At 71.7% G+C, this 26,984-nt stretch carries 26 protein-coding genes; 15 read left to right on the forward strand and 11 right to left on the reverse strand.

Features of this window, described 5'->3' with window-relative positions:
• The first annotated feature begins 156 nt into the window (after nucleotides 1-156).
• Nucleotides 157-930: a porin family protein gene (locus CSC66_RS12725; RefSeq protein WP_162377770.1), complete on the forward strand. Its 774-nt coding sequence runs from the start codon at nucleotides 157-159 to the stop codon at nucleotides 928-930.
• Between the two features lie 122 nt (nucleotides 931-1,052).
• On the forward strand, nucleotides 1,053-1,280 hold the full coding sequence (locus CSC66_RS12730; protein ID WP_162377771.1) for a hypothetical protein: 228 nt from the start codon (nucleotides 1,053-1,055) through the stop codon (nucleotides 1,278-1,280).
• 14 nt (nucleotides 1,281-1,294) lie between these two features.
• Here CSC66_RS12730 and CSC66_RS12735 read toward each other — a convergent pair whose 3' ends face one another.
• The gene (locus tag CSC66_RS12735; protein WP_162377772.1) at nucleotides 1,295-1,792 is read right to left on the reverse strand and encodes a lipocalin family protein; all 498 of its coding nucleotides are present in this window, start codon (nucleotides 1,790-1,792) and stop codon (nucleotides 1,295-1,297) included.
• 150 nt (nucleotides 1,793-1,942) lie between these two features.
• On the opposite strand from CSC66_RS12735, the gene CSC66_RS12740 reads away from it, so the two are divergent.
• The 4 genes from CSC66_RS12740 to CSC66_RS12755 are packed head-to-tail and all read left to right on the forward strand — an operon-like array spanning nucleotide 1,943 to nucleotide 6,033.
• Entirely contained in the window at nucleotides 1,943-2,629 is a 687-nt protein-coding gene (locus CSC66_RS12740) for a DUF3348 domain-containing protein (RefSeq protein ID WP_162377773.1), read from the forward strand.
• Between the two features lie 11 nt (nucleotides 2,630-2,640).
• Complete coding sequence (locus tag CSC66_RS12745; protein ID WP_162377774.1) at nucleotides 2,641-4,767, forward strand: DUF802 domain-containing protein; 2,127 nt, start codon at nucleotides 2,641-2,643, stop codon at nucleotides 4,765-4,767.
• On the forward strand, nucleotides 4,764-5,420 hold the full coding sequence (locus CSC66_RS12750; protein ID WP_162377775.1) for an OmpA family protein: 657 nt from the start codon (nucleotides 4,764-4,766) through the stop codon (nucleotides 5,418-5,420). The genes CSC66_RS12745 and CSC66_RS12750 overlap by 4 nt, the downstream gene beginning before the upstream one ends.
• Nucleotides 5,421-5,433: 13 nt before the next feature.
• Nucleotides 5,434-6,033: a DUF2894 domain-containing protein gene (locus CSC66_RS12755; RefSeq protein ID WP_238394391.1), complete on the forward strand. Its 600-nt coding sequence runs from the start codon at nucleotides 5,434-5,436 to the stop codon at nucleotides 6,031-6,033.
• 3 nt (nucleotides 6,034-6,036) lie between these two features.
• On the opposite strand, the gene CSC66_RS12760 is transcribed toward CSC66_RS12755, so the two are convergent.
• From CSC66_RS12760 to CSC66_RS12770, 3 genes are read right to left on the reverse strand one after another with little or no spacing between them, the layout of a single operon-like run.
• Nucleotides 6,037-6,192, reverse strand: coding sequence for a hypothetical protein (locus tag CSC66_RS12760; RefSeq protein WP_162377777.1), 156 nt, complete (start codon nucleotides 6,190-6,192; stop codon nucleotides 6,037-6,039).
• A gap of 18 nt (nucleotides 6,193-6,210) precedes the next feature.
• On the reverse strand, nucleotides 6,211-6,612 hold the full coding sequence (locus CSC66_RS12765; RefSeq protein WP_162377778.1) for a SirB2 family protein: 402 nt from the start codon (nucleotides 6,610-6,612) through the stop codon (nucleotides 6,211-6,213).
• A 12-nt stretch (nucleotides 6,613-6,624) separates the two neighbouring features.
• The gene (locus CSC66_RS12770) at nucleotides 6,625-7,866 is read right to left on the reverse strand and encodes an NnrS family protein (protein WP_162377779.1); all 1,242 of its coding nucleotides are present in this window, start codon (nucleotides 7,864-7,866) and stop codon (nucleotides 6,625-6,627) included.
• A 221-nt stretch (nucleotides 7,867-8,087) separates the two neighbouring features.
• Here CSC66_RS12770 and CSC66_RS12775 point away from each other — a divergent pair, with 221 nt between their 5' ends.
• Nucleotides 8,088-8,948, forward strand: a complete 861-nt coding sequence (locus CSC66_RS12775) for a PA4780 family RIO1-like protein kinase (protein ID WP_162377780.1) — start codon at nucleotides 8,088-8,090, stop codon at nucleotides 8,946-8,948.
• A 187-nt stretch (nucleotides 8,949-9,135) separates the two neighbouring features.
• On the opposite strand, the gene CSC66_RS12780 is transcribed toward CSC66_RS12775, so the two are convergent.
• The 4 genes from CSC66_RS12780 to dapA form a co-directional block, all read right to left on the reverse strand.
• Complete coding sequence (locus CSC66_RS12780) at nucleotides 9,136-9,873, reverse strand: rRNA pseudouridine synthase (protein ID WP_162377781.1); 738 nt, start codon at nucleotides 9,871-9,873, stop codon at nucleotides 9,136-9,138.
• 79 nt (nucleotides 9,874-9,952) lie between these two features.
• Entirely contained in the window at nucleotides 9,953-10,885 is a 933-nt protein-coding gene (locus tag CSC66_RS12785) for a transporter (protein WP_202935645.1), read from the reverse strand.
• A gap of 130 nt (nucleotides 10,886-11,015) precedes the next feature.
• On the reverse strand, nucleotides 11,016-11,693 hold the full coding sequence (gene yczE, locus CSC66_RS12790) for a membrane protein YczE (protein ID WP_162377782.1): 678 nt from the start codon (nucleotides 11,691-11,693) through the stop codon (nucleotides 11,016-11,018).
• Between the two features lie 22 nt (nucleotides 11,694-11,715).
• A complete protein-coding gene (gene dapA, locus CSC66_RS12795) occupies nucleotides 11,716-12,609 on the reverse strand; it encodes a 4-hydroxy-tetrahydrodipicolinate synthase (RefSeq protein ID WP_202935646.1) in 894 nt (297 codons plus the stop codon).
• A 796-nt stretch (nucleotides 12,610-13,405) separates the two neighbouring features.
• Here dapA and CSC66_RS12800 point away from each other — a divergent pair.
• On the forward strand, nucleotides 13,406-14,179 hold the full coding sequence (locus CSC66_RS12800) for a CHAD domain-containing protein (RefSeq protein ID WP_162377784.1): 774 nt from the start codon (nucleotides 13,406-13,408) through the stop codon (nucleotides 14,177-14,179).
• Nucleotides 14,180-14,202: 23 nt separating this feature from the next.
• On the opposite strand, the gene CSC66_RS12805 is transcribed toward CSC66_RS12800, so the two are convergent.
• Both CSC66_RS12805 and CSC66_RS12810 read right to left on the reverse strand, forming a co-directional pair.
• Complete coding sequence (locus tag CSC66_RS12805; RefSeq protein ID WP_162377785.1) at nucleotides 14,203-15,705, reverse strand: aldehyde dehydrogenase; 1,503 nt, start codon at nucleotides 15,703-15,705, stop codon at nucleotides 14,203-14,205.
• Nucleotides 15,706-15,775: 70 nt separating this feature from the next.
• Nucleotides 15,776-16,324 (reverse strand): cupin domain-containing protein, encoded by a 549-nt coding sequence (locus CSC66_RS12810; protein ID WP_162377786.1) that lies wholly within the window; start codon nucleotides 16,322-16,324, stop codon nucleotides 15,776-15,778.
• 159 nt (nucleotides 16,325-16,483) lie between these two features.
• Here CSC66_RS12810 and aptA point away from each other — a divergent pair, with 159 nt between their 5' ends.
• The 7 genes from aptA (at nucleotide 16,484) to CSC66_RS12845 (ending at nucleotide 24,676) form a co-directional block, all read left to right on the forward strand.
• Entirely contained in the window at nucleotides 16,484-17,854 is a 1,371-nt protein-coding gene (gene aptA / locus CSC66_RS12815; RefSeq protein ID WP_162377787.1) for an omega-aminotransferase AptA, read from the forward strand.
• A gap of 209 nt (nucleotides 17,855-18,063) precedes the next feature.
• The gene (gene ald, locus CSC66_RS12820) at nucleotides 18,064-19,182 is read left to right on the forward strand and encodes an alanine dehydrogenase (protein ID WP_162377788.1); all 1,119 of its coding nucleotides are present in this window, start codon (nucleotides 18,064-18,066) and stop codon (nucleotides 19,180-19,182) included.
• 121 nt (nucleotides 19,183-19,303) lie between these two features.
• A complete protein-coding gene (locus tag CSC66_RS12825; RefSeq protein WP_162377789.1) occupies nucleotides 19,304-20,794 on the forward strand; it encodes a CoA-acylating methylmalonate-semialdehyde dehydrogenase in 1,491 nt (496 codons plus the stop codon).
• 314 nt (nucleotides 20,795-21,108) lie between these two features.
• Nucleotides 21,109-22,395, forward strand: a complete 1,287-nt coding sequence (locus CSC66_RS12830; RefSeq protein WP_202935647.1) for a DUF445 domain-containing protein — start codon at nucleotides 21,109-21,111, stop codon at nucleotides 22,393-22,395.
• Between the two features lie 169 nt (nucleotides 22,396-22,564).
• Nucleotides 22,565-22,933 (forward strand): response regulator, encoded by a 369-nt coding sequence (locus tag CSC66_RS12835; protein ID WP_162377790.1) that lies wholly within the window; start codon nucleotides 22,565-22,567, stop codon nucleotides 22,931-22,933.
• 39 nt (nucleotides 22,934-22,972) lie between these two features.
• Nucleotides 22,973-23,821 carry a cyclic di-GMP-binding domain-containing protein, MshE-related gene (locus tag CSC66_RS12840; protein WP_162377791.1) on the forward strand — a complete coding sequence of 283 codons (849 nt, stop codon included), beginning with the start codon at nucleotides 22,973-22,975 and terminating at the stop codon, nucleotides 23,819-23,821.
• A 69-nt stretch (nucleotides 23,822-23,890) separates the two neighbouring features.
• Nucleotides 23,891-24,676: an EAL domain-containing protein gene (locus tag CSC66_RS12845; RefSeq protein ID WP_162377792.1), complete on the forward strand. Its 786-nt coding sequence runs from the start codon at nucleotides 23,891-23,893 to the stop codon at nucleotides 24,674-24,676.
• A gap of 18 nt (nucleotides 24,677-24,694) precedes the next feature.
• Here the strand turns inward: CSC66_RS12845 and rlmKL are convergent, their stop codons facing one another.
• The gene (gene rlmKL / locus CSC66_RS12850) at nucleotides 24,695-26,947 is read right to left on the reverse strand and encodes a bifunctional 23S rRNA (guanine(2069)-N(7))-methyltransferase RlmK/23S rRNA (guanine(2445)-N(2))-methyltransferase RlmL (RefSeq protein WP_162377793.1); all 2,253 of its coding nucleotides are present in this window, start codon (nucleotides 26,945-26,947) and stop codon (nucleotides 24,695-24,697) included.
• Between the last annotated feature and the right edge of the window lie 37 nt (nucleotides 26,948-26,984).

The following is a 26,984-nucleotide window of genomic DNA, read 5'->3' on the forward strand; positions in this document are numbered from 1 at the left end:
CGTCGCATGGATTGGATGGCGGCCATGCTGCCCACGCATTGCGGCATGCGGGGCCGCCGGCGGCATGACCTGAGCACTTGCGGTGCTGCCGGCAGCACCGCAGCATGGCGACCAGCCCGGGGCAATCCGGGCTCCACCGACGAGAGGGTGTCGCCCATGAAGCCCCGCGCCGCACCTCCCGTCCTTGCCGCCATCGCACTCGCCTGCGGCGCGCCTGCCCTGGCCGCCGACGATGGATGGAGCTACCGCATCGTTCCCTACGTCTGGGGCGCCAGCATCGACGGCACGCTCGCGCACGCGCGCCTGCCGGTGACCGTGCATCCCAGCGCCAGCTTCAGCGACATCTGGAACAACCTGGATTTCGCCGCGATGGCCGCCTTCGAGGCGCAACATGGCCGCCACGGCGTGGTCGCCGAACTGGTCACCCTGCGCCTGTCAGGCTCCGCCGGCATGCCAGTCCCGCCGCTCGGCATCCGCGTGCCGGTCGAACTGGACGGCGACTCCACCACGATGCTGCTGGCCTACCAGTACCGCATGGTCGACGCCGCTCAGGCGCACCTGGACCTGGTAGCGGGCGCGCGCTACTGGTCCACGCGCACCGGCTTCGCCTATGCCCTGCCGGCGCCGCCACCGGCGCCCGTGCCACAGGCCTACGATGCCTCCCAGTCGCAGAACTGGATCGACCCGCAGCTGGGCATCAAGGGCCGCCGCGATTTCGCCAACAGCGTCTACGTGGGCGCCTGGCTGCTGGCCGGCGCCGGCGAGTCGGACCTGACCGTGGATGCGATGCTGATGGCCGGATACCGCTTCAACGATCGTGTCGCCCTCACTGCCGGCTATCGCTGGATGACGATCGACTACAGCAGCGGCGGCTTCACCTTCGACGCCACCTTGCAAGGCCCGGGACTCGGCCTGGAGTACGCGTTCTAGCGTACCGGTCGCGGCCAGGGGAAACGGCCACCGGCCCACGCCCCGCGCCGGCTGGCCTGGCCGCCGGCCTGGGGTATGCTCGCCGGAGCAGGCGCCCGCCCCCGGGGGCGCGGAGCCGCCCCGTGAGCGACGTTGATCCGGAAATCGTGGCCATGCTCGATGCGCTCGAGGCGCGGCTGCCGGGCCTGGTCCAGCAGACCTTCCCCGATGAACTGATGGAAGTGTTCGCGACCGAAGCCGAAGCGATCGCCGAGGCCGCCGGCCCCGAGCATGCCTCGTACGTGGCCGCGCGCCTGCAGGCGATGGCCGCTTCGCTGCCGCTGGCGATGCGCAGCGCCAAGCCCTGGTAGGTGGCCAGCACCGGTCAGCCGACGCGCCCGGTATGCGGGGTGTGGATCAGGTCCGACAGGTCGAAACCCTGCTGCCGGGCCGTTTCCAGGTAGCTGGCCTTCACCGCCTCGTCGATTCCGGGTTCGCGCGCCAGCAGCCACAGGTACTTGCGGTCCGGGGAGCCGACCAGCGCGGTCCGGTAGTCCGGATCCAGGCGCAGGATCCAGTAGTCGCCCTTGGTGAAAGGCACCCACTTGAGGCCGTCGGGCATGAAGCTGACTTCGAGCTTGGCGCTGCCGCTGCCCTCGACCAATTCCGCTTCGCCCACCGACTGCTTCACCTCCCCTTCGGCGTCGCGCGCGCGGTTGTCGACCTTCACCTTGCCGTCGGGCTGCAGCGAATAGGTCGCGGTGATGTCGGTGTACTCGCGCGGCTCGTGGCGCATCGGCAAGCGCGCGATCTCGTACCAGGTGCCTAGGTAGCGGTCCAGTTCGACGTGGGGGACGGTGGCGGGCGCGTTGGCGTGGTTCATGGTTCGTCTCGGGCGGGGGGAAGGCCCGTTCTAGGGGCGCGCGCGTGAAACCGGCGTGCGCCCGCCGGGTCCAGGCCGCTTCCGCGGCCGCCCGTCAAGGTCCGGGGATGCCGGGCTTTCATGTAAAATCGCGGTTTTTCGGCCGGAAAAGTGCCAACAGCCCTGCAACGGAGCCCGGTTCCGGGCCCGACCTTCATTCGCCTGCTGGCCCGGGTCGCGGACGCCGATGTCCCCGCCCCGGGTCCGGCGCTGGGCGAGCGGCTGGGCCAGTGGATCGACTGGACCCGTGCGGTCGCCCTGGCCGGCGCCCTGGACGGTCGTCCGTCGCCTTCCGCGCCCGCCGCGCCGGCGACGGGCCCTGACGGCGATGACGAGGTGGCGCGCACGCGCGCGGCCCTGGCCGAGGCGATCGCCACGGATCTGCCCACGCCGCCGGCCGCGGCCACCGGTGCGGACGCCATCGACTTCGCCCCCTATCGCCAGCACTGCCTGGCGATGCAGCGCGCGATGCAGGCCGCGACCGGGCGGCTGCGCGGACGCCTGCGCGACCGGCTCGCGCAGCGCTCGCCGGAACTGGCGCGACTGGCCGAGGTGGATGCGGTGATGGAGCTGACGCTCAGCCCGCGCGAATACAAGCTGCTGGCCGGCGTGCCGTTGCTGCTGGGCCAGCATTTCGACCGCCTGCGCGCCGGTGCGACCGCCCCCGGCCAGGCCGGCGCCGCGTCCGCCGCCTGGCTCGACGTTTTCCATCGCGACATGCAGGACGTGCTTCAGGCCGAACTGGATGTCCGCTTCCAACCGATCGAAGGCCTGCTCGCGGCGCTTCGCACCCCCTGACCTGGATCGACATGCGCACAAGCCCCCTCCACCCCGCCCTCCACGCCGCCCTGTTCCTGGCGGGCCTGGCCGCCGTCGCCTGGGTCGGCGCCGGCTACCTCGCCTTCCACCCGGCCGGCGTGGCGGTGCTGCTGGTGATCGCCGCCTGCTACATCGCTGGCGCGATCGAGCTGTACCGCTACCGCCAGGCCACCACGTCGCTGGCCGCCGCGCTGTCGGACCTGCCGGCCGACGGCGGCGTCCTCGATCCGTGGCTGGAGCGCCTGCATGCGCAGCTTCGCCATGCGGTGCGCCTGCGCATCGAGGGCGAACGCGTGGCGCTGCCGGCCCCGGCGCTCACGCCTTACCTGGTCGGCCTGCTGGTGCTGCTGGGCATGCTGGGCACGCTGCTGGGCATGATGGCCACGCTCAGCGGCACCGGCCTGGCGCTGGAGAACGCCGGCGACCTGCAGGCGATCCGCGGCACGCTCGCCGCGCCGGTGAAGGGCCTGGCCTTCGCGTTCGGCACCTCGATCGCCGGCGTGGCCACCTCGGCCGCGCTGGGCCTGCTGTCGGCGCTGGCGCGGCGCGAACGCCTGCAGGTCGTGCAGCGGCTGGACGCGGCCATCGCCACTTCGCTTCGCACCTACTCGCTGGCCTGGCGCCGCGACGAAGCGCTGCGCGTCCAGCAGCGACAGGCGGAACTGCTGCCGGAACTGGTCGAGCGCCTGCAGGGGATGGTCGCGGCGATCGAGCGGCAGAACGCGGCCGCCGGCGAACAGCTGCTGGCCGGGCAGCAGGACTTCCATGCCCGCGCGGAGGCTTCGCAGGCGCGCCTGGCGGCCACGCTGGAACAATCGCTGAAGTCCGGCGTGGCCGAGAGCGCACGCGCCATCGGCGATGTGCTGCAGCCGGCGGTGGCGGCCACGCTGGCCGGCCTGGCCCGGGAAGCCAACACGCTGCACGACACCGTCTCCGTCGCCGTGCAACGGCAGCTGGAGGGCATGTCCGCCAGCCTCGCCGGCGCCACGGGCGCGGCCGCGCAGGCATGGCAGGCCGCCGCGGCCGCCCAGCAGGATGCGAACGCCTCGCTGCTGCGCGAACTGCACGACGGCCTCGACCGCCATGCCGCGGCACTGGAGCAGCGCGCGAACGGCGTGGTCGATGCGATCGCCGCACGCCTGGAGGCCAACGCCGAGGTGGTCGCCAGCGCCTGGCGCTCGGCGCTGGCGCAGCAGGACGAACGCCATGCCGAGCAGGCCGCACGCAACGAGCAGGCGCTGGCCACGGCGGCCGCCACCTTCGAACGGCACGCCACCGCCCTGGTCGGCGACGTGGATCGCTCGCACGGCGAACTGCAGGCGCTGCTGGTCGAGCACGAACAGCAACGCCTGGCCGCCTGGGCCGAACAGGTCGCCCGCATGGGCGCCGGGTTGCGCCAGGACTGGGAGCAGGCCGGCCAGGCGGTGGCCGCGCGGCAGCAGGCGATCTGCGATGCGCTGGCCGCCAGCGCGAACGACATGGCGGCACAGGCGCAGGCGCATGCCAGCGCCACCATCGCCGAGATCGAACGGCTGGTGGACGCCGCCGCGCAGGCGCCGCGCGCCGCGGCCGAGGTCATCGCCGAGCTGCGCCAGAAGCTGTCCGAAAGCATGGTCCGCGACACCGCGATGCTCGAGGAGCGCACCCAGCTGATCGGCACGCTCGGCACCCTGCTCGATGCGGTCAACCACGCCTCCACCGAACAGCGCGGTGCCATCGATGCCCTGGTCGCCACCTCGGCCGACCTGCTCGAGCGCGTCGGCACGCGCTTCACCGACCACATCGAGGCCGAGACCGGCAAGCTCGGCGACATCGCCGCGCAGGTCGCCGTCGGCGCCACCGAGGTGGCCAGCCTGGGCGAAGCCTTCGGTGCGGCGGTGCAGGTGTTCGGCCAGTCCAACGAAGAGTTGCTCGCGCGCCTGCAGGGCATCGAAGCCGCGCTGGACCGCTCGCTCGCACGCAGCGACGAGCAGCTGGCCTACTACGTCGCCCAGGCCCGCGAGGTGGTCGACCTGAGCCTGCTGGCGCAGAAGCAGATCGTCGAAGACCTGCAGCGCATCGGCGGTCCGCGCCAGGCCGGCAACGACGCCAGCGCCGCCGGGACCGAAGCGGCATGAGCGTGGAGTTCGACGACGCCGGATCCACCGCGCCGGTCTGGGCGAGCTTCGGCGACCTGATGTCGGTCCTGCTCGGCGCGTTCGTGCTGGTGCTGGTCGGCGTGATCGCGGTGCAGGCCGAGCTGTCGGGCCGGTTGGACGCGGAAATGCGCAGGCGGCAGGCCGAGCAGGCGCAACGCCAGGCGCTGGAGCAGGCGCTGGCGGGGCCGCTGGCGGCCGGACGGGTGACCCTGGTCGACGGGCGCATCGGCATCCGCGGCAACGTGCTGTTCGCGCTCAACTCGGCGCAGCTGCAACCGCATGGCCGCGAACTCCTGCGCAGCCTGGCGGCGCCGCTGGCCGCCTACATGGAGGCACGCGACGAGATCCTGATGGTCAGCGGCTTCACCGACGACCGCCAGGTACGCGACGGCAACCGCCTGTTCGCGGACAACTGGGAACTGTCCGCGCAGCGTGCGCTCACGGTGACCCGCGTGCTGGTCGACGAAGGCGTGCCGGCGTCGTCGGTGTTCGCCGCCGCGTTCGGCGCCAGCCAGCCGGTCGGCCCCAATACCGACGAAGAGGGCCGCGCCCGCAACCGCCGCGTGGAGATCGCACCGGTCCCGCGGCGCACGCACGCCCAGCCACCGGCCGCCGCCAGCGATGGACGGTAATCCGGCTCCCGGCGTGCGCCAGCGCTTGGATGCCTGGCGCGCACAGGGCGCCGACCGCGTCGACCCGGTGCGGTTCGCCCTGATCGAGTCGCTCGCCCGCCGTGCCGGCGCGCACGAGGGCCTGGCGCGTCGCCTGCTGGACGAGCGCCTGTCCGGGCTGGTCGAGGACTACGCGCGCGACGTGGCGGCGCCCGTGGCGGCCGATGCCAGCGGATCGCGCGATCCGGCCGCCGCCGGTGCGCTGGCCACGCTGCTGGCGCGGATGCCGCATCGCACGATGGACGGCGACCCCTATCCCGAGATTCCGCTGCTGCAGCAGTTCCGCACGCTCTGGGCCGGCCTGCGCACCGAGTCCCAGCTGCGCCAGTCGCTGGAACCGGTGGCCGGCGACGCAGGCCCGCTCAACTCGGCCGTGCTCGTGCACCGCTCGCTCAACCTGATGCGCACGCTGTCCCCCGGCTACCTGCAGCACTTCATCGCCTACATCGACGCGCTGTCTTCGCTGGAACGGATGCACCTCGCGTACGCACCGGCCAGCGCGGATACGGGGCCGCGCATGGAGGCCCCGCGCAAGCCCGCGCGAAGCCGTACGCGCAAGAAGCCGCGGGGCTGACGCTCAGTCGCCGGCCGGCATCCGCCCCGTCGTCGCATCATCCTGGTCGAGGCGGGCATCGGGCACGTCGATCCGCACGCCGGCCGCTTCCCACGACTCCTGCAGCCAGGGACACGCCGGCATGCTCGGGTCGGGCAGTTCCAGTTCGTTCACTTCCACGATGATCCTCCGTCCGGCTCAGCCGCCGAACAGCCAGAAGGCGCCCAGCGGATGGTGCGCGCGGGCGATGAAGTAAGCCTGCAGGAAGCACAGCCCCGCCGCCGCCACCAGCCCGGCGCGCGCCACGGCGCGGCGCTGCGGCCGGAACGCGGCGATGCCCAGTACCACGTACGCGGCCACCAGGCCCAGCTTGGTCCACAGCCAGCCATTGGCGAACAGCTCGCGCGGCAGGATCGTCAGCAGCATGAGCGCCGCGGTCAGCAGCACGGTGTCGATGGTGTAGCTGAGGTAGCGCACCGGCGCCTGCCGCGGCCAGCGCATGCCGCCGAGCAGCGCCAGCGCGCGCAGTGCGAAGAACGCGCCGCTGGCCATGATCGCGGCGACATGGACGAGCTTGATGTCGGGGTAGAAGGTGAGCATCGCGGCCTGCCGTCAGCCCGGGCGCCCGTCGCGCCGCGGCGACAGGTAGATGCGACCGATGTGCGCCACCCACGGCGACAGCGCCAGCAGCCAGCCCACCGCCGCCAGTGCCTGCCACAGGCCCGGGTCCGGAAGCACCTCGGCCAGGATCCGCAACGTGGCCACGACCTGGATCGCGGCGAAGGCGAACCAGGCGATGCCGTACATCTGCAGCGGGCGGCCCGAATGGCCCTGGGTGACGCGGGTCACCATGGCCACCAGCAGGCTGCCGAAGAAGCCGATGAACAATGCGTGCATCGGCGCGCGGCCGAGCATGAATTCGCCGGTGATCCAGTAGCCCAGGCTCTGCGCCGCGTACAGGGCGAACGTCACCGGCAGCCACAGGGTGCCGACGAACAGCACCGCCAGCAGGCCCGGCATGCGCGCACGCGGCCACCAGCGGACCACCGCCAGGCCGCTCAGCACCAGCAGCGGCACGTCGACCAGCCACAGCCAGGCGTGGCCATGCACCAGCTCCAGCGCCAGGTGCGCCAGCGCCAGCGTCCACATCGCGGCCAGCCACCACAGCGGACGCCAGGCGCGGTAACCGGGCACCACGTTGGCGGCGAAGAACGGGAACATCCGGTGCGCGACCGTGAGGTAGACCGGCAGCAGCATGCCCACGCCGCCAAGCCTGATCCCGGCGAATGCCCAGCCCGCCGGCGCGCCGAGCACGAAGGCGATGAACATCACCATGCCCAGCCAGCCCAGCACCAGGGCGGCGAAGCACGAGCGCGCATGCCAGGTGGCGCCCTTCTCGTCCACCAGCAGGCGGCCGAGGATGGCCAGCGCCGCGCTCCACCCGGCGAGCGCCATCCACAGGCCGACGGTCAGCCCGGCGTCCCAGCCGGCGGCGCCGAGCAGGATCGCCAGTTGCCCGCCCATCAGGCCCGCACCCACCGGCAGGTAGTGCCAGCGCTGCAGGTCGGGCAGCCCCATCCAGCGCGGGAACACGGTCAGCAGGAAGCCGAAGACGAAGCTGGGCAGCACCAGGTACTGCATCACGAACGCATGCAGCCAGCCCGGCGGGATCGCCAGCGCCGGCAGGGTCCACAGCCCGAACCGCACCGACAGCAGCCACAGCGCCCACCACAGCATCGCCAGCAGGACGTTGGCCGCGCCGATGAAGAACATCAGGCGATGGGGGGCGTGTGCCAGCCAGGCCGGCGAGGCCTGGAGACGACGGGGAGCGGGCGGCAGTACGTCGATTCGCATGCCGGCAGTGTGTGGCGGGCGTCGCCGGGCCGCCTTGACCCAGGTCAGGCGCGGCGCATCCGGAAGGCGTTGTGGCATCGCACGCCCCCGCCCCGGCCGCCGCGGCCAGCGGGTCGCAGTGCGGCCCCGTCGCACGTCGATGGCCCCGCCGGGCCGGAGGTGCGAAAATCGCGCGTCCACGGCCGCGCCTTCCTGCAGCGGCCGCCACCCCCCAGGATCCCGTGAGAACACCCCCAGGCTTGCAGGCGCTGATCGACGACGGCGTCATCGACGAAGTGCTGCGGCCGCTCAAGAGCGGCAAGGAAGCGGCGGTCTACGTGGTCCGCAGCGGCGGTGAGGTGCGCTGCGCGAAGGTCTACAAGGACATGGCCCAGCGCAGCTTCCAGCAGCGCGTGCAGTACCAGGAAGGCCGCAAGGTGCGCGGCAGCCGCGAGGCGCGCGCGATCGGCAAGGCCACCAAGTATGGGCGCAAGCAGCAGGAGACGGCCTGGAAGAACACCGAGGTCGAGGCGCTGTACCAGCTGCGCGCGGCCGGCGTGCGCGTGCCCGAGCCGTTCGGCTATTTCCATGGCGTGCTGGTGATGGAACTGGTCACCGACGCCGAGGGCTACAGCGCGCCGCGCCTGGGCGAGGTCGAGCTGGAAGCGCGGCAGGCCCGCGACTACCACGCCGTGCTGGTACGCCAGGCGCAGCTGATGCTGTGCTGCGGCCTGATCCATGGCGACCTGTCGGCCTACAACGTGCTGGTCGGGCCCGACGGTCCGGTCGTCATCGATTTCCCGCAGGTCGTCAGCGCCGCCGGCAACAACGCGGCGCGCACGATGCTGCTGCGCGACGTCAACAACCTCACCGCCAGCCTGGGCCGCTTCGCGCCGGAGCTGCTGGAGACCTGGTACGGCGAGGAAATGTGGGCACTGTTCGAGGCCGGCGAGTTGCATCCGGACACCGTGCTGAGCGGCGAGTTCACCCCGGACGAAAGCAGCGTCGACCTGGACAGCGTGCGCCACGCGATCAACGACGCCCGCGAGGAAGCCCTGATCCGCCAGCAGGGGCGAGAAGCGGCGGCGGAAGACGACGCTTAGATGAGCTCGAACGGCGGCGGAAGACGACGCTTAGGTGAGCTCGAACGGCGCCGGAAGACGACGCTTAGATGAGCTCGAACGGCGCCGGAAGACGACGCTCAGGCAAGCGCGAAGCGGCGGCGCAGGACGACGCCCGGCCTCGACGCACCGCGCGGGACGCCGCCCCTGCCCGCCCGGCCACGGCGCTTCAGAACCGCTCCCCTGCCGGCAGATAGCGCCAGCTCCCCGCCGGCATCGCGCCGTCCGGCCCCTTGCCCAGGGCCACGCGCCCGATGCGCAGCCGGCGGATCGACAGCACCTTCAAGCCGACCTGCGCGCACATGGTGCGCAGCTGGCCGCCCTGCACGGCCTTGATCGCGAAACGCAGCCGGTTCTCGCTCTGCCAGCTGACCTTGCAAGGCGGCAGGACGCGTCCGGCATACGACAGCCCGTGGGCGAGCTTCTGCAGGCCATGCGGCTTCATCTCGCCCTCGACCTCTACGACGTATTCGTGCTCGATGTCGTCCCGATCCTCGGTCAGCCGGCGCCACACCCGTCCATCCTGGGTCAGCACCATCAGGCCGCTGGCCTCGGCATCCAGCGGCACCTGCGGGGTCAGCCGCAGGAAATGGCGCTTCAGCGGACGGATGCCGGAGGGATCGTGGGCCCAGCGCGTGGCCGGCTCCACCAGCGCGGCGGCCGGCCTGTCGCCGGAAACCGCGTCGTACCCGGCCGGCTTGTGCAGCAGGATCGTGGCCGGCTCCACCGCTTCCAGGGTCGCGGCCGGATCCAGTTCGACCCGCTCGCCGGACACCCGGTGCTGCGGCGCTTCCAACACCTGGCCATCCACCCGCACCCAGCCGTTGCGGATGTACTGTTCGGCGTCGGCGCGCGTGCAGCCCGCCAGTTCGGCGACACGGCGGGCAAGGCGGACCGGTTCGGACATGGCGGGGTTCGGCGGACGACAGGGGCGCGCAGTGCAACCACTGGCGGCGTAGTGCCTTCGTCCCTGCCCGGCCAGCGCCTCAGAAGCCGCCGCCCCAGCGGTGCTGCCATGACACCCCGATCGCGTCGAATTCATTGCCGGTGCGCGCGTAGACGCCGCTGCTGACGGCGACCTTGACCGAGTTCTTCCGGTCCACCGGCAGCGACAACGACGCACCCACGCGCCAGTTGCGCTGCAGGTCGCGGTTGTAGCGGCCGTCCACCTGCGAACGCCCGCCGGCGAAATACGTGGCATCCAGCGACCACCACGCGCCGGAGGCCAGGCCACGGATCAGGTTGCCCTGCAGCGCGTACAGCGGATCCTGCGAACGCGTCGTGCCGCCGTAGAATTCCTCGTTGTCGGTGTAGAAGGTCGCGGCCAGCTTCAGTTCGGTGATCCACGGCCCGGCGGCTTTCGACAGGCCCAGCTCGGGCTTGAACGACCAGCGGTTGCTGGCGATGTTGACGATGCGGTCCGCGTCGTACTGCCCCAATGGTGGCGATACCTGAAGGCTGGCGCCGACGACCAGGTCCTGCTTCCAGTCCTTGAATTCGGCCAGGCCCAGCGCGGGCGCGCCATGGAAGTTGTACGACAGGCGCATCACCGGCCTGCCGAAGCCGGTGACCTTGCGCTCCACCGGCGCGCCCAGGTAGTCGGCGGTGCCGCTGAGCCGCATGTAGGGCACGCCCGCATCGAACTTGGCCGAGCGGCCCCACAGCGGGAACGCATGCGCATAGCCCAGCACCAGGCTGGTGGTTTTCAGGTCGTCGTCGTCGATCGGCACGGACGAGTCGAAGCTCAGCCCGCCGCGGGTCTGCACCGCACCGGCGACCAGGAAGTTCACCCCGACCGGCACGTTGGAGTAGGAGCGCGGCTCGATCTCCTGCGCGGCGAGCGGGCCGGACACCAGCAGCAGGAGGAAGAGGGGGGCGATGACGATCGATGCCCGCATCCCGATGCGTGTCGATTCCATCAGCCCCCTCCTCCGTCTCCCTTGTCCGGAGTCTATCCCGGCCCAATCCCCTGGGCATCGACCGGCATCCGCACGAGATCGCCGGGTCGCCGGGCCCGATGCATGGGCCGGTCCGACTGCCCGGCCGATGTCAGCCTGCAGCACCCGGCCCGGTGTCTACGGACGGCTGCGGACCCAGGCGCACGACCAGCCACCGCAGGAACCACTGGGTCAGCGGTCCCACGCCGAACGCGAACACCACCGTTCCCACGCCCACGGTACCGCCGAGCAGCACGCCCACCGCCAACGCGCCCAGTTCGATCAGGGTGCGCACGCGGCGCAGCGGCCAGCCGCTACGCCGGGTCAGTCCGGTCATCAGCCCGTCCCGCGGCCCCGGCCCCAGCTGCGCGCCGACATACAGCGCGGTGGCGAAGGCACAGGCGACCACGCCGCCGAGCATGAACAGCGTGCGCGGCCACAGTCCGTCCGGCGTCGGCAGCCACGCCAGGTGGATGTCGGCGAAGGGGCCCAGCAGCAACGTGTTGGCCAACGTGCCCAGGCCCGGCATCTGCCGCAGCGGAAGCCAGGCCAGGAGCACCGCGACCGAGGTGATCACCATCACCGTGCCGAACGACAGCGGCACGCGGCCGGCCACGCCCAGGTGGAACACGTCCCACGGCGCCGCACCCAGCGCGCCCTCGATCATCAGCGCGGCGGCCAGTCCATAGACCCACAGGCCGGCCAGCAGGCGCACGATCCGCTCGGGCAGGCGGCCGGCGCGCAACTGCGCCAGCGGCCCGAGGTTGAGCAGTCCGGCCGGACCGGTCATGGCCCGCGCTGGCCGCCGGCGGTCACGGGTCCAGCAGCCCCGCTTCGCGCAACGCGGCCTCCACCAGCGCCTGGTTGCCCGGCTCCAGTTCGGTCATCGGCAGGCGCAGGGTGCCACCGCAATGCCCCAGGCGCGACATCGCCCACTTCACCGGGATCGGGTTGGCCTCGACGAACAGCTGCCGGTGCACCGGCAGCAGCCGCTGCTGGATCGCCATGGCGGTGGCGACGTCGCCGGCGAGCGCGGCCATGCACAGCTCGTGCATCAGTCGCGGCGCGACGTTGGCGGTGACGCTGACGTTGCCATGGCCACCGCAGAGCATCAGCGCGACCGCGGTGGCGTCGTCGCCGGAATAGATCGCGAACCCCTCCGGCGCCTCGCGGACCAGCCACTGCGCGCGCTCCAGGTTGCCCGTGGCCTCCTTGATGCCGACGATGCCGGGCACCTGCGCCAGCCGCAGCACGGTGGCGTGCTGCAGGTCGGCCACGGTGCGGCCCGGCACGTTGTAGAGCACGATCGGCAGGTCACCGGTGGCTTCGGCGATGGCCTTGAAGTGGCGGTACTGGCCTTCCTGCCCGGGCTTGTTGTAGTACGGCACCACCTGCAGCTGGCTGCTGGCGCCGACCTGTCGCGCGTACTTCGCCAGCGCGATCGCCTCGGCGGTGGAGTTGCCGCCGCAGCCGGCCATCACCGGCACCCGCCCGGCCGCCTGCTCCACCGCCACGCGGATGATCTCGCAATGCTCGGCCACGTCCACGGTCGGCGATTCGCCGGTGGTGCCGACCACGCCGATGCAGTCGGTGCCCTCGGCCACGTGCCAGTCGACCAGCCGGCGCAGCGCGTCGTAGTCGACGCTGCCGTCCTCGTGCATGGGCGTGACGAGCGCGACGATGCTGCCGCGCAGGAGAATGGGCATGGGGGTCATCCGGAGGTCGCAACGGTGGAAACGCAGCGATTCTAATGGGGGCGCGGCCGCTTGCGGCGTCTCCACCGCCCGCCCCGCCTGGTTGCCCGCGAAACGAACGACGAAACCCGCCCCCGTCACCGGGGCGCGGGAAAATTACGGCCACCACACGACATTTGCACATCCGACTTACGCCCGCGGGCAGAGCCTGTCGATCCCCGGCATGGTGCCGGCGGGAGAACGCAGATGGCGACCAGGTGGAACGAGGAACAGCAGCAGCGGCAGCAGGACCACGAGCAGGAATGGAATCCGCGCCAGCAGGGACGGCCGGACGAGGAAGAGGAATAGTCCGAGCGTGACCAGGCCCCCGCTCCGGCGGGGGCCTTCACCGTAGCGGCCTGGACACTGCCCCCGGCGGATCGCGCAGTCCGGAACCCGCGGCGGGCCACACCCGTCCTCGCCCGTGCCGCCGACCTCAGTGCCGAGCGGCCTTCTTCTCGCTCTTTTCCGCGCGCTTTTCCTTCAGCGTCTTGGCGGGCTTCTTCTTGGTCTCTTTCTTCTTGTCCAGGCCCTTGGCCATTGCCGCACCCTCCGTCGTGATCGTGCGCGGAGCATGCCATATCTCCCCCCGTCCACACGGCCGCCCGACGGGCCGCACGCGGCGGGCGGGATGGCCGCCGGCGAACCCCGGTCGCGCCCCCGCCGCCGGGTGGCCCTTGCCGCCTGCCCGACCGCAGCCTGGCCCCGCGGCGACGCGCCGGCCCGGTGCTACCATCCCCAGCCCGGGCCCACCTCCTGCAGGTCACGTATGCCTTCCTCCTCCCATGGAAGCAGGCTAGGCCGACTCCTCCAGCAGGAATGCCAGGCCGCGACCGCGGCGCTGGCCGGCAGCGGCGACGTGCATGCGCGGGTGCACGAAGCACGCAAGGCGATCCGCCGCGCCCGCTCGCTGCTGGCGCTGGTCGATGCCGAGCTGGAGGTCGAGTCTTCCGACGCATTGCTGCGGCGTACCGGCGACAGCCTGGGCATGCTGCGCGACGCCTATTCGGTCGCGCGTACCGCCGGCAAGCTCGCCAGGCGCACGCAGGACCCGCGCTGGAGCGAGGCCGAGGCCACCCTGGACGCGCGCGCTGATCGCCTGGCCCGGCGCGAACTGGCCGCCGACCCCGGCTTCGCCAGCCGCGTCCGCGCCATCCGGCGGGCGGCTAAACAGCTGCAGTCCCTGCCTTGGGACACGCTTGCCAGCGCGGACATCCGCGCGGGCCTGGTCCGGCAGAGCAGGCGCGCCGACAAGGCGGCGCGGCGGGCGAAGAAGCAGCCGCTGCCGCAGAACCTGCACCGCTGGCGTCGCCGGGTACGGCGGCTGCGGATGCAGGTGGACGCGCTGGCGGCGCTGAAGATCAGCTCGCTCGGCTCGGACCCCGCCGTGTCCCGCCGCCTGCACGCGCTCAGCGACGAGCTGGGCTGGCACCAGGACCTGGAGGTGCTGGCCGAGACGCTGCGCCGCATGCGCAGCCTGGCCTGCCGCCAGGCGCTGCTCGGCCAGCTGCGCGGCGGCGCGATCGAGCGCGAGGCGGCCTGACCGCGGTCGCCGGAAGCCGACGCTCACTCCCCGATATTGATCCAGGTCGCCTTCATTTCGGTGTACTTGTCGAAGGCGTGCAGCGACTTGTCGCGGCCGTTGCCGGACTGCTTGTAGCCGCCGAACGGCGCGGTCATGTCGCCGCCGTCCCAGTAGTTGACCCAGACGCTGCCGGCGCGCAGGCCGCGGGCCATGCGGTGCGCGCGCGCCAGGTTCGCGGTCCACACGCCGGCGGCCAGGCCGTACTCGGTGTCGTTGGCGATGCGCAGGGCCTGCGCTTCGTCGTCGAACGGGATCACCGCCAGCACCGGGCCGAAGATCTCCTCGCGCGATATCGCGTGTTCCGGACGCACGTCGTCGAACACGGTCGGCTCGATGTAGCAACCGCCGTCCACGGTCTGCAGGCGGTTGCCACCCAGCGCGAGCCGCGCGCCTTCGGCCTGGCCCTTGCCGATGTAATCGAGCACGCGCCGGGTCTGGCCTTCGTCGACCATCGCGCCCATCGGCGCGCCGGGCTCCAGCGGATGGCGCGGCTGCATCTTCCTGCCCGCCTCGACCACCCGCGCGACGAACTCCTCCTGGATGCCGCGCTCCACCAGCAGGCGCGAGGCGGCGGTGCAGACTTCGCCCTGGTTGTAGAAGATGCCCGACGCCGCAGCCTCGGCGGCCTTGGCCAGGTCCGGCGCGTCGGCGAAGACGACGTTGGGACTCTTGCCGCCGCACTCCATGTACGCACGCTTCATGTTGGACAGGCCGGCGCACTGCAGCAGGCGCTTGCCCACCGCGGTCGATCCGGTGAAGACCAGCCCGTCCACGTCCATGTGCAGGGCCAGCGGCTCGCCCGCTTCCTTGCCGAACCCGGGCACGACGTTGAACACGCCATCGGGGATGCCGGCCTCGGCGACCAGTTCAGCCAGGCGCAGCACGCTCAGCGGCGACTTCTCCGACGGCTTGAGCACCACCGAGTTGCCCATCGCCAGCGCCGGCGCCAGCTTCCACGCGGCCATCAGCAACGGAAAGTTCCACGGAACGATGGCGCCGACCACGCCCAGCGGCTCGCGCGTGACCAGCCCCAGCTCGTCCTGGCCGGTGGGCGCCACCTCGCCATAGACCTTGTCCAGCGCCTCGGCGGTCCAGTCGAAGCAGCGGATGGTGGCGGCGATGTCGACGTTGCGCGCGTCGTCGATCGGCTTGCCCATGTCCAGCGTTTCCAGCAGCGCCAGTTCGTCGGCGTGCCGCTCGATCAGCGCGACCAGCTTCTGCAGGGTTCTCTTGCGCTTGACCGGCCTGGCCTGCGACCAGCCACCGGCCTCGAAGCTGCGCCGCGCCGCGCGCACCGCGCGGTCGATGTCGGCCTGCCCGCCGGCGGCGACCTGTCCCAGCACGCGGCCGTCGATGGGGCTGATGCAGTCGAAGGTCCTGCCATCGGCGGCATCGACGTACCGGCCGTCGATGAAGGCCTGCGTGCGCAGCGTGAGGCCGTCGGCCATGGCCTGCCAGTCGGCGCGGGTGTTTGGGGTGGTCATGGGAATCTCCTGGTCGTTCGCAATCGCAGCCGCGCGGGCCCGCCAAGCCGGAACGCCCGACGGCCACCCATCAGAACGTCGCCGGCGTGTTCGCGCTGACGATCACCGCCTCGGTGTCGCCGACGTTGCGGAAGCGGTGCGGCACGCGGCTTTCGAAGTAGTAGGCCTCGCCGGGGCCGAGCACGCGCACCTGGGTGCCGACGGTCACCTCGACCTGCCCGGTGATGACCACGCCGCCCTCCTCGCCCTCGTGTTCGATCATCGCCGCACCGGTGTCGCTGCCCGGCGGCATGACCTCGCGCAGGATGCACATCTGCCGCTGCGGTCGGTGCTGGCCGACCAGGTAGTAGTGGATGTCGTTGTTGCCCACGTCGGGCAGCTCGTCGGCGGCGTAGAACGGCTGCTCCGGCGGGCCCGGGTCCAGGTCCAGGGTGAAGAAGTCGGCCAGCGAGATCGGGATGCCGTCGAGCACCTTCTTCAGCGAGCTGACCGACGGGCTGACCTTGTTCTGCTCGATCAGCGAGATGGTGCTGTTGGTGACGCCCACGCGGCGGGCCAGCTCGCGCTGGCTGAGGTTGCGGGCGGTGCGTACCCGCTGCAGGCGTGCGCCGATGTCCATCCCTTGGGTCGCTCCCGGCCGGGGGTCCCGGCGTGTCATCGGATACTTTACATGCCGCCCCGTCCGGGTCAATTTTTGGCGTAGACTCGGCCACAGCGTTGAATTTTTAAAACGGCGCCTACCCCCTTGGCCGCCGGTACCCCCTGCCCCGGAGCGCCCATGAACCCGCTAGACGACGCCCGCCGCAACGCCCTGGCCGACCACTACGCCGCGCAGAACCGCTCGGCGCCGGCGGCCATGGACGCGTTCTGGATGCCGTTCACCGCCAACCGCCAGTTCCGCGACACCCCGCGCCTGCTGGCCTCGGCCGAAGGCATGTACTACCGCGATGTCGACGGCCGCCAGATCCTGGACGGCACCGCCGGCCTGTGGTGCTGCAACGCCGGCCATGCGCGGCCGCGGATCGTCGAGGCGGTGGCCCGGCAGGTCGCCACGCTCGACTTCGCCCCGAACTTCCAGATGGGCTCGCCCCTGCCGTTCGTCCTGGCCGAACGGCTGAAGGCGATCGCGCCGCGCCCGCTGGACCACGTGTTCTACACCAACTCCGGCTCCGAGTCGGTCGACACCGCGCTGAAGATCGCCCTGGCCTACCACCGCGCCCGCGGCGAAGGCCAGCGCGTGCGCCTGATCGGCCGCGAGAAGGCCTACCACGGGGTCGGCTTCGGCGGCATCTCGGTCGGCGGCCTGCCCAACAACCGCAAGTGGTTCGGCACCGGCCTGCCGGGCGTGGACCACCTGCGCCACACCCTGGACATCGGCCGCAACGCGTTCTCGCGCGGGCTGCCGCCGCATGGCGTGGAACTGGCCGAGGACCTGGAACGGCTGGTGCAGTTGCACGACGCCAGCACGATCGCGGCGGTGATCGTCGAGCCGATCGCAGGCTCGGCCGGGGTGATCCTGCCGCCGCCGGGGTACCTGCAGCGCATCCGTGAGATCTGCAGCCGCCACGGCATCGTGCTGATCTTCGACGAGGTGATCACCGGCTTCGGCCGCGTCGGCGAGCCGTTCGCCGCGCAGCGCTTCGGCGTCACCCCGGACATGATGACCACCGCCAAGGGCCTGACCTCCGGCTGCGTGCCGATGGGCGCGGTGTTCGTCGCGACCGACATCCACGACGCCTTCATGCAGGGCCCGGACAACGCGATCGACCTGTTCCACGGCTACACCTACACCGGGCACCCGCTGGCCTGCGCCGCCGCGCTGGCGGCGCTGGACACCTACGAGGAAGAAGGCCTGCTCACCCGCGCCCGCGGGCTGGAACAGTACTGGGAGGACGGCCTGCACGCGCTGCGCGGCAAGCCGCACGTGGTCGACATCCGCAACTTCGGCCTGATCGGCGCGGTGGAACTGGCGCCGGAAGACGGCAGGCCCGGCGCGCGCGGCTACCAGGTGCTGGAGCGCGCGTTCCGCAAGGGCCTGCTGGTGCGCACCACCGGCGACACGGTGGCGCTGTCGCCGCCGCTGATCGTCGAACGACGCCACATCGACGACATCTTCTCCATGCTCGGCGAGGTACTCGACTCCCTGTGACGACGACGCCCCTGCCCACGCCGCACCTGTAGGAGCCGATCCATCGGCGACCCGAGGCCGTCGAGGCCACGGGGAACCCGACCGTACCAGTTGCGTGGGTCACCGATGGAACGACTCCTGCAAAAGGGCAGGCACGGCCAGACCCGAACCCGGCAACTCCAGCCACAAGACACGCCCCCTCCGCAGACACCCATCCCCGGAGATCCACCATGCTGATCGGCGTCCCCAAGGAAATAAAGAACCACGAGTACCGCGTCGGCCTCACCGCCAGCGGCGCCCGCGAGCTGTCCGCGCGCGGCCACCAGGTGCTGGTCGAACGCGATGCCGGCGTCGGCATCGGCCTGGCCAACGAAGCCTTCGAGGCCGCCGGCGCGCAGATCGTGGACAGCGCCGCGGAGGTCTACGGGCGCACGGAGATGATCATCAAGGTCAAGGAGCCGCAGCCGGCCGAGTGCGCGATGCTGCGCCCGGGCCAGCTGCTCTACGCCTACCTGCACCTGGCCCCCGACCCGGAACAGACGCGCGCCCTGCTGGCCTCCGGCTGCACCGCCATCGCCTACGAAACAGTCACCGACGACCGCGGCGGGCTGCCGCTGCTGGCACCGATGAGCGAGGTCGCCGGGCGCATGTCGATCCAGGCCGGCGCGCACGCACTGGAGAAAGCGCAGGGCGGTTCGGGCATCCTGCTCGGCGGCGTGCCGGGGGTGAAGCCGGCCGAGGTGATGGTGATCGGCGCCGGCACCGTCGGCCTCAACGCCGCACGCATGGCGATGGGCCTGGGCGCGCACGTCACCGTGCTGGACCGCTCGCTGGACCGCCTGAAGTACGTCGACGAGCTGTACGGCGAACGCCTGACCACGATCTACTCGACCCGCGATGCGATCGAGGACCGCCTGCCCTATACCGACCTGGTCGTCGGTGCGGTGCTGATCCCCGGCGCAGCCGCGCCGAAGCTGCTGTCGCGCGGCCACCTCAAGCTGATGCGTCCCGGCTCGGTCCTGGTGGACGTGGCGATCGACCAGGGCGGCTGCTTCGAGACCAGCCGGCCGACCACGCACCAGGAGCCGACCTACGAGGTCGACGGGATCATCCACTACTGCGTGGCCAACATGCCCGGCGGCGTCGCCCGCACCTCCACCTTCGCCCTGACCAACGCCACCCTGCCCCATGCGCTGGCCCTGGCCGACAAGGGCGCGGTCCAGGCATTGCTGGATGACGTGAACCTGCGCAACGGGCTCAACGTGCATGCCGGCAAGCTCACCTACCGCGCCGTGGCCGACGCCCTGAACCTGCCCTTCACCCCGGCCGCCGAGGCGCTGTCGTTGTAGGAGCCGGTCGTCGGCGGCGTCCCGCGCGCGGGCACGGGCGATGCCCACATGTCCTGGGTGGATGTCGCCCATGAAGATGGGCTCCTACAAGAAGAGCGCGACTCCGGAGGGACCAGCAGCGATGACCCGACAGCTCCAGCACCATATCGGCGGCCGCGAACAGCCCGGCAACAGCGCCAGGTACGGCGACGTGTTCGACCCCGCCAGCGGCCAGGTCAGCGCGCGCGTGCCGCTGGCCGGCGCCGATGACGTGCAGGCGGCCGTGGCCGCGGCGCAGGCGGCGTTTCCCGACTGGGCGGCGACGCCGCCGCTGCAGCGTGCGCGGGTGATGTTCCGGCTGCGGTCGCTGATCGAGCGCGATGCCGACGCGCTGGCCCGGACGATCACCTCCGAGCACGGCAAGACCCTGGCCGACGCGCGCGGCGAAGTCACCCGCGGCCTGGAAGTGGTGGAGTTCGCCAGCGGCATCCCGCACCTGCTCAAGGGCGAGTACTCGGCGCAGGTGGGGCGAGGCGTGGACAGCTGGAGCGAGCGGGCGCCGCTGGGCGTGGTCGCCGGCGTCACGCCGTTCAATTTCCCGGTGATGGTCCCGCTGTGGATGGCACCGGTGGCGCTGGCCTGCGGCAACAGCTTCGTGCTCAAGCCATCGGAGAAGGTGCCCTCCGCGGCACTGCACCTGGCCGCGCTGCTGCAGGAAGCGGGGCTGCCCGACGGCGTGTTCAACGTCGTCCATGGCGGCCGCGAGGCGGTCGATGCGCTGCTGGACGACGCGCGCGTGCAGGCGCTGAGCTTCGTCGGGTCCACGCCGGTGGCCCGCTACCTGTACGAGCGCGGCAGCGCCGGCGGCAAGCGCGTGCAGGCGCTGGGTGGCGCCAAGAACCATGCGGTGGTGCTGGCCGATGCCGACATCGGCCTAGCCGCCGAGGCGCTGCTCGGCGCCGGCTACGGCTCGGCCGGCGAGCGTTGCATGGCGATCTCGGTGGCCGTTTGCGTGGGCGATGCGCCCGCCGATGCGCTGGTCGCCGCGCTGGCGGACAAGGTCGCCGCGCTGCGCATCGGCCCGGGCATCGAAGACCTGGACATGGGTCCGCTGGTCGACGCGGCGCACCGCGATCGCGTCCGCGGCTACATCGACCTGGGCGTGGCCGAGGGCGCCGAACTGGTGGTCGACGGCCGCGCCCATGCCTGCACGCGCGGCGACGGTTTCTTCCTGGGCGGCAGCCTGTTCGACCGGGTGACGCCGGCCATGCGCATCCATCGCGAGGAGATCTTCGGCCCGGTGCTGTGCGTGGTGCGCGTGCCGGACTTCGAGGCGGCGCTGGCGCTGGTCGACGGCCACGAGTACGGCAACGGCACGGCGGTGTTCACCCGCAGCGGCGGTGCCGCACGCGAGTTCGCGCGGCAGGTGCAGGCGGGCATGGTCGGGATCAACGTGCCGATCCCCGTGCCGATGGCCTTCCACAGCTTCGGCGGCTGGAAGCGCTCGCTGTTCGGCCCGCTGCACATGCACGGTCCGGACGGGGTGCGCTTCTACACGCGGCTGAAGACCATGACCGCACGCTGGCCCGAAGGCGCGGCCGGCGCCGAGTTCACGATGCCGACCATGCGCTGAGGCGCCGCGGCGCGAAGCTGCCGGGCGGACTCGTTGCAGTCGGCTCCTCCGCGACATGCAACCCTCCCCGCCATGCCCGCGCAGCGGCGTGGCCTGCTGGAGGATGGCCGGGCATCGAAGGACTCGGGTCCGGCAACGAGTCCGCCAGGTTCCTGCCTGCACCGTACGAAGGACCCCGCGATCGCGCGCGCCCGGCACGTCCCGGCGGACCGGTCCATTCGGCGACCACGGCTTTGGCGCCCCGCTTCATGCGTCGCGCATGTCCCCGCCGCTACACTCCCCGCGTTCGCGTCCGAACCGTGCAGTGGAGTGGCATGACCGACGATCCGCGCCGCGCGCAGCTGCGCCGCATGAAGGCCATCGCCCTGGCGATGCTGCTGGCGATGCTGGCCGGCTTCGTGCTCAGCCACGCGATGGGCAACCAGGGCGCCTGGGCCTGGGTGTCGGCGTTCTGCGAGGCGGCCACGGTCGGCGCGCTGGCCGACTGGTTCGCGGTGGTGGCCCTGTTCCGCCACCCGCTCGGCCTGCCGATCCCGCACACCGCGATCATCCCGCGCAGCAAGGCCCGCATCGCCGACAGCCTGGCGGCGTTCGTGCGCGACCACTTCCTGGAGCCGCAGACCCTGCTGGCGCGGCTGGAGGTGTTCGACCCGGCGGCGAAGCTGGGGGATTGGCTGTCGCGCCCCGAGCAATCGCGCCGGCTCGCCCAGCTGGCCCGCGGCTGGGCGCTGCAGGCGCTGGACCTGCTCGACGAGCGCGCCGTGCGCGAAAGCATCCAGGCCTTCGTGATCGCGCGGCTGCAAGGCTGGAACGCGGCCGCCACCGCCGGCGACGTGCTCGGCCTGCTCACCGCCGACGGCCGCCACCAGGCGCTGCTGGACGAGGCCCTGCGCCGGCTCGGCGCGTACCTGGACGACGAGGCGGTCAAGCAGCGCGCCTCGGGGCTGCTGGTCAAGCACGCGCGCAAGGAGTGGCCGCGCCTGGTCGGCACGGTGGACTTCGTCAAGCCGGTGGAAGGCATCGCCGACAACCTGGCCGATCGCATCGCCCGCGCGCTGCTGGACGAGCTCAACGAGATCCTGTCCCAGCCCGGCCATCCGCTGCGCCGCGACTACGAGCAATGGCTGCAGGACTACGTGCGGCGGCTGCGCGAAGATCCCGCGCTGGCCGACCGGGTCGAGGCGATCAAGCAGAACCTGATCGGCCACGAGAGCGTGCGCGAGTATGTGCGCGGGCTGTGGGACCAGGTCCATGCCAGCCTGCGCCGCGACCTGGAACGCGAGGACGGCGTGCTCTCGCGCCACCTGGAGCAGTCGCTGGCCGGGCTCGGTCAGGCACTGGGGCGCGACGGCGAGCTGCGCGAGGCGATCAACCAGCACGTGATGGGCGGTGCGGAGAAGCTGGCGCTGCGCCTGCGCGGCGGGGTCACCGACTACATCGCCCAGACCGTGAAGGCCTGGGACGAGCGCCACCTGGTCGAGCAGCTGGAGCTGAGCGTGGGCCGCGACCTGCAATACATCCGCTTCAACGGCACCCTGGTCGGCGGCCTGATCGGCCTGGCCCTGCATGCGGTGATCGTCCTGCTGGACCGCCCGTTGTAGGAGCCCATCCTCATGGGCGACCGGGCCTCCGGAAGACGAGCGAGTGGCCCGTGCCGACGGCGCCGGGTCGCCCATGAGGATGGGCTCCTACAGAAAACCGTGGCCAGGCCGCTATGGGTACAGGGCCCCGTTGCGGCCCACTGCCGATCAAAAACCAGGGGACACACCGATGACCGCACGTCCGACCGTGCTGCTCTGCGACGATTCGCGCGCGTTGCGCATGCTGGCCGCTTCCCAGCTGGAGGAATCAGGCTTCCAGGTGGCCGGCGAAGCCCGCAACGGCCTGGAGGCGTCCGAGCTCTACGCCACGCTCAAGCCGGACCTGGTCCTGCTGGACCTGGTGATGCCCGAGTGTGACGGACGTCGCGCATTGGCCGCGATCCTGCAGGCCGACCCCGATGCGCGCGTGGTGATCCTCAGCTCGCTGGGGGCGCAGAACGACATCGAGGAATGCCTGAAGATGGGCGCGCGCTCCTACCTGCAGAAGCCCATCGACCCCGAAGCGATGGAACGCGTCCTGCGCGACGCGCTCGCCTGATCGCGGGCTATCATCCGGACTATCGCAAGGGGACCACCGATGGCTGTCAAATTCCTGGGCCAGTTCCTGATGGAACGCGGCGTGATCACGCCGCAGCAACTGCTGGCCGCGATCGAGGCGCAGCGCGCCTCCAACCCGCTGCTGGGCGAGCTGGCCGTGCGCCAGGGCCTGCTTACCGAGGCGCAGGCGCGCCGCATCAACGACCGCCAGCGCGCCGATGACCGCCGCTTCGGCGACATCGCCATGGAGATGGGCCTGCTCGAGCCGGCGCAGGTGGCCGGCCTGCTGATCGCGCAGAAGGCCGGGCGCAAGCTGTTCGGCGAAGTGCTGCTCGAACAGGGCGTGGTCGACCTGGAGCGGCTGGAGTCGGAACTGGCCGCGCACCGCGCCGAACAGGACGCGGCCCAGCACGCGCTGGAGGTCGGCGTGGCCGACCATGCGCTGGCCGAGCTGGCCAACGGCGCCATCGCCCTGAGCGGACGCCTGTTCCCGCGCATGCTCGACAGCCAGTGCCAGGCGGCCGGCGTGCTGGCGCCCGAGGACCTGCAGGTCTGGCCGCACACCGCGCACGTGCGCATCGACGGCGAGCAGCCGATGTTCATCGGCATGGCCTGCGGGCCGGAAACGATGCAGGCGATGGCCTGCGCCTTCCTCAAGATCGGGCCCGAGCGCTGCGACGAAGAACTGGCCCTGGATGGACTGGGCGAGATCGTCAACGTGCTGATGGGGTATGTCGTGCGCAACGTGCTGCCGGACGACGTGCAGTACCGCGCCTTCCCGCCCGACCTGGCGACCCCGGCGGCGCAGCTGGCGGCCGACCGCGACCGCAGCCTGGCGCTGCTGATGAACTCGCGGCTGGGTCCGTTCGTCCTGCTGGTCGGCGACTGACCGGGCGCCGGCACCGCCGGCGCGCTCCGCCTGCCCCGCTGCTATTCTGGGGCAGGCAGGAGGCATCCCATGGTCACTGCAGCGGATATCCAGGCCGGGCTGGAGCGCAACGAGTTCTTCCTCGAGTACCAGCCGGTGGTCTCGGTCGCCGATGGCCGTTGCGTCGGATGCGAGGCGTTGCTGCGCTGGCGGCGGCTGGGCCGGGTGGTCGGGCCCCAGGAGTTCATCCCGCTGGCCGAAGAAACCGCGCTGGGCGGCCTGCTGACCTACCACACGATCGAAACGGTGGCCCGCGAGCTGGGACCGTGGCTGCTCGCGCGCCCGCACCTGTTCATCGGCATCAACATACCGCCCGCGCTGCTCGGCCGCGGCGGGATCGAGTACGCCGCGCAGAAGACCGGCTACGACCAGACCCTGCGCAACCAGCTGGTGCTGGAGGTCACCGAGCGCGGCATCCCCGACGGCATCGGCATGAACGAGATGGAGGAGGCGGCGCGCAGCGGCGTGCGCTTCGCCCTGGACGACGTGATGCTCGACAGCGCCAACCTGGCGGTGCTCTCGCGCTGCAAGTTCCACATCGTCAAGATCGACCGCCGCCTGGTCGCCGACATCCGTCCGGACCAGCCGCGACCGGAATGGCTGGCAGGCCTGGCCGCGCTGCTGGCCGCCACCGACCTGCAGGTGATCGCCGAGGGCGTGGAGACACCGGCGCAGGCGCAGGTGTTGCGCGAGGCCGGGATCCCGATGGCGCAGGGATTCCTTTACAGCCGCCCGTTGCCGGCGCGGGCGCTGCAGGCGTTCCAGGCCTGGCACGAGACGCCGGCCGCCGAACGCGGCCGCCCGCCCGGGCCGTGATCGCCGCGCCCTGCCGTTTCAGCGCAGCGGATGCTGCAGGCGCCAGGCGCGGTGGATGCGCGGATTGCGCCCGAAATCCGGCGGAATGGTCGACGCACTGATCTCCTCGACGTCGGCGAACGCGGCGATCGCATCGCCGTCGAGGCGGAAACGGCGGAAGTTGTTGGAGAAGTACAGCACGCCGTCGGGCACCAGCCGCGCCATCGCCAGCTGCAGCAGGCGCACGTGCTCGCGCTGGATATCGAAGTCGTCGGCGCGGGCCGAGTTGGAGAACGTCGGCGGGTCGCAGAAGATCACGTCGTAGCGATGCCGCTCCGCTTCCAGCCAGGCCAGCACGTCGCCCTGCACGAGCTGGTGCGAGGTGCCGCCCAGTCCGTTGAGCGCCAGGTTGTCCGCGCACCACTGCAGGTAGGTCGCCGACAGGTCGACGCTGGTGGTGCTGGCCGCGCCGGCCACCGCCGCCTGCACGCTGGCCACGCCGGTGTAGCAGAACAGGTTGAGGAAGCGCTTGCCGCGGGCCTCCTTCGCCATCCGCCGACGCAGCGGGCGGTGGTCGAGGAACAGGCCGGTATCCAGGTAATCGAACAGGTTCACCCACAGCCGGGCGCCGTTCTCGCGCACGACGAAGCGCTGGCCCTGCAGCTGGAATTTCCCGTACTTCGAGCCGCCCTTGCCGCGCTCCCGGGTCTTCATCGCCACCCGCTCGGCCGGCACCTTGAACGCCTCGCGCGCGGCGGCGAGCAGTTCCCGGCGACGGCGGCGCACGTCGTCCTCCGGGATCTCCGCCGGTGGCGCGTACTCCTGCACGTGCAGGAAGGTGCGCTGCTCGCCGCCATCCTCGGCATAGACGTCCACGGCTGCGGCATATTCGGGAATGTCGGCGTCATAGGCGCGGAAACAGGTCACGCCCTCGCCGCTGCGCCAACTCTTCAGCTTGCGCAGGTTGCGCTCGATCCGGTTGGCGACCATCTTCGCGCCCTCCGGCAGTTCGCGCGGCGCGATGGCTTCGCGCTGCGGCGGGCAGACCGGATCGCAGACGATCAGCGCGCACTCCAGCGCACCGTTGAACAGCTGGTACTTCTTCGCCGCGCGCAGGCCGGTGGCATGCGCCAGCCCGGCATCGCCGCAGAGCAGGCTGGCGCGCCAGCCGGGCACCGTGCGGCGCAGCGCGTCGCCGAGCCGCCGATAGAGCCCGCTGTCGGCCGCCAGGCGCTGGTCGTAGGGCGGATTGCACACCGCCAGTCCGCGCGGATGCGGCGACGCCGGCAAGGCGTCGATGTCGCGGACCTCGAACACGATCGCCGCCTCCACGCCGGCGGCGCGCGCGTTGCCACGCGCAGCAGCGATGGCGTGGCGATCGTTGTCGCTGCCATGGAAGACCGGACGCAACGCGGCCAGGCCCGCCTGCGCGCGCGTGCGCGCTTCGGCCAGCAGCGCATTCCAGCCGGCGGCATCGAAGCCGGTCCAGCGCGTGGGCGGAGTGGATGCGGGCTCGGCGGAAGCGGCCGGCGCGATCGCGGCCAACGACTGCGCCCAAGGGCCCGCATCGACCGCTGCGGCTGCCGACGGCACGCCGGACGCCGCGGCGACAGCGGCCTGCATCCGGCCCAGGCCGGGCGCCACGTCGGCGGCCATCAGCGCGCCTTCGATCAGCAGCGTGCCGCTGCCGCACATCGGATCGAGCAAGGCGCCGCCCTCGTGGTACAGCGCCGGCCAGCCGCCGCGCAGCAGCACGGCGGCGGCCAGGTTTTCCTTCAGCGGCGCCTCGCGCTGTTCGGCGCGCCAGCCACGCCTGTGCAGCGGGCCGCCGCCCAGGTCCACCGACAGCGTGGCCCGGCCCTTGCGCAGCGACAGGTTCAGCCGCAGCCCCGGCGCCTCGACATCCACCGACGGGCGTTCCAGGCCCTGCGCGCGGAACACGTCGACCACCGCGTCCTTGACCCGCTGCGCGGCGAAGCGCGCATGGGTGATCGCGGTGCCGGACACGTGCGCATCCACGGCCAACGTATCGCCTTCGCGCAGGTGCTCGTGCCAGGGCACCGCCGCGGCGCCGGCGTACAGCGCCTGCTCGTCGGGGCAGTCGAACTCGGCCAACGGCCACAGCACGCGGCTGGCCAGGCGTGACCACAGCACGGCGCGCTGCGCGTCGGCGAGGGTGCCCTCGGGGTTGGCCCCGGCGATCGTCGCCGTCGCCTTGGCCGCACCCAGCGCGACCAGTTCGTCGGCGAGCAGGTATTCCAGGCCCTTGGCGCAGGAAACGAAGAACTTCATGGGGCAGCGGACTCGCGGACAGGGGCCGCCGGGCCGG

This window comes from Pseudoxanthomonas kaohsiungensis, assembly GCF_010211765.1.
GTDB classification, from domain to species: Bacteria; Pseudomonadota; Gammaproteobacteria; order Xanthomonadales; family Xanthomonadaceae; genus Pseudoxanthomonas; species Pseudoxanthomonas kaohsiungensis.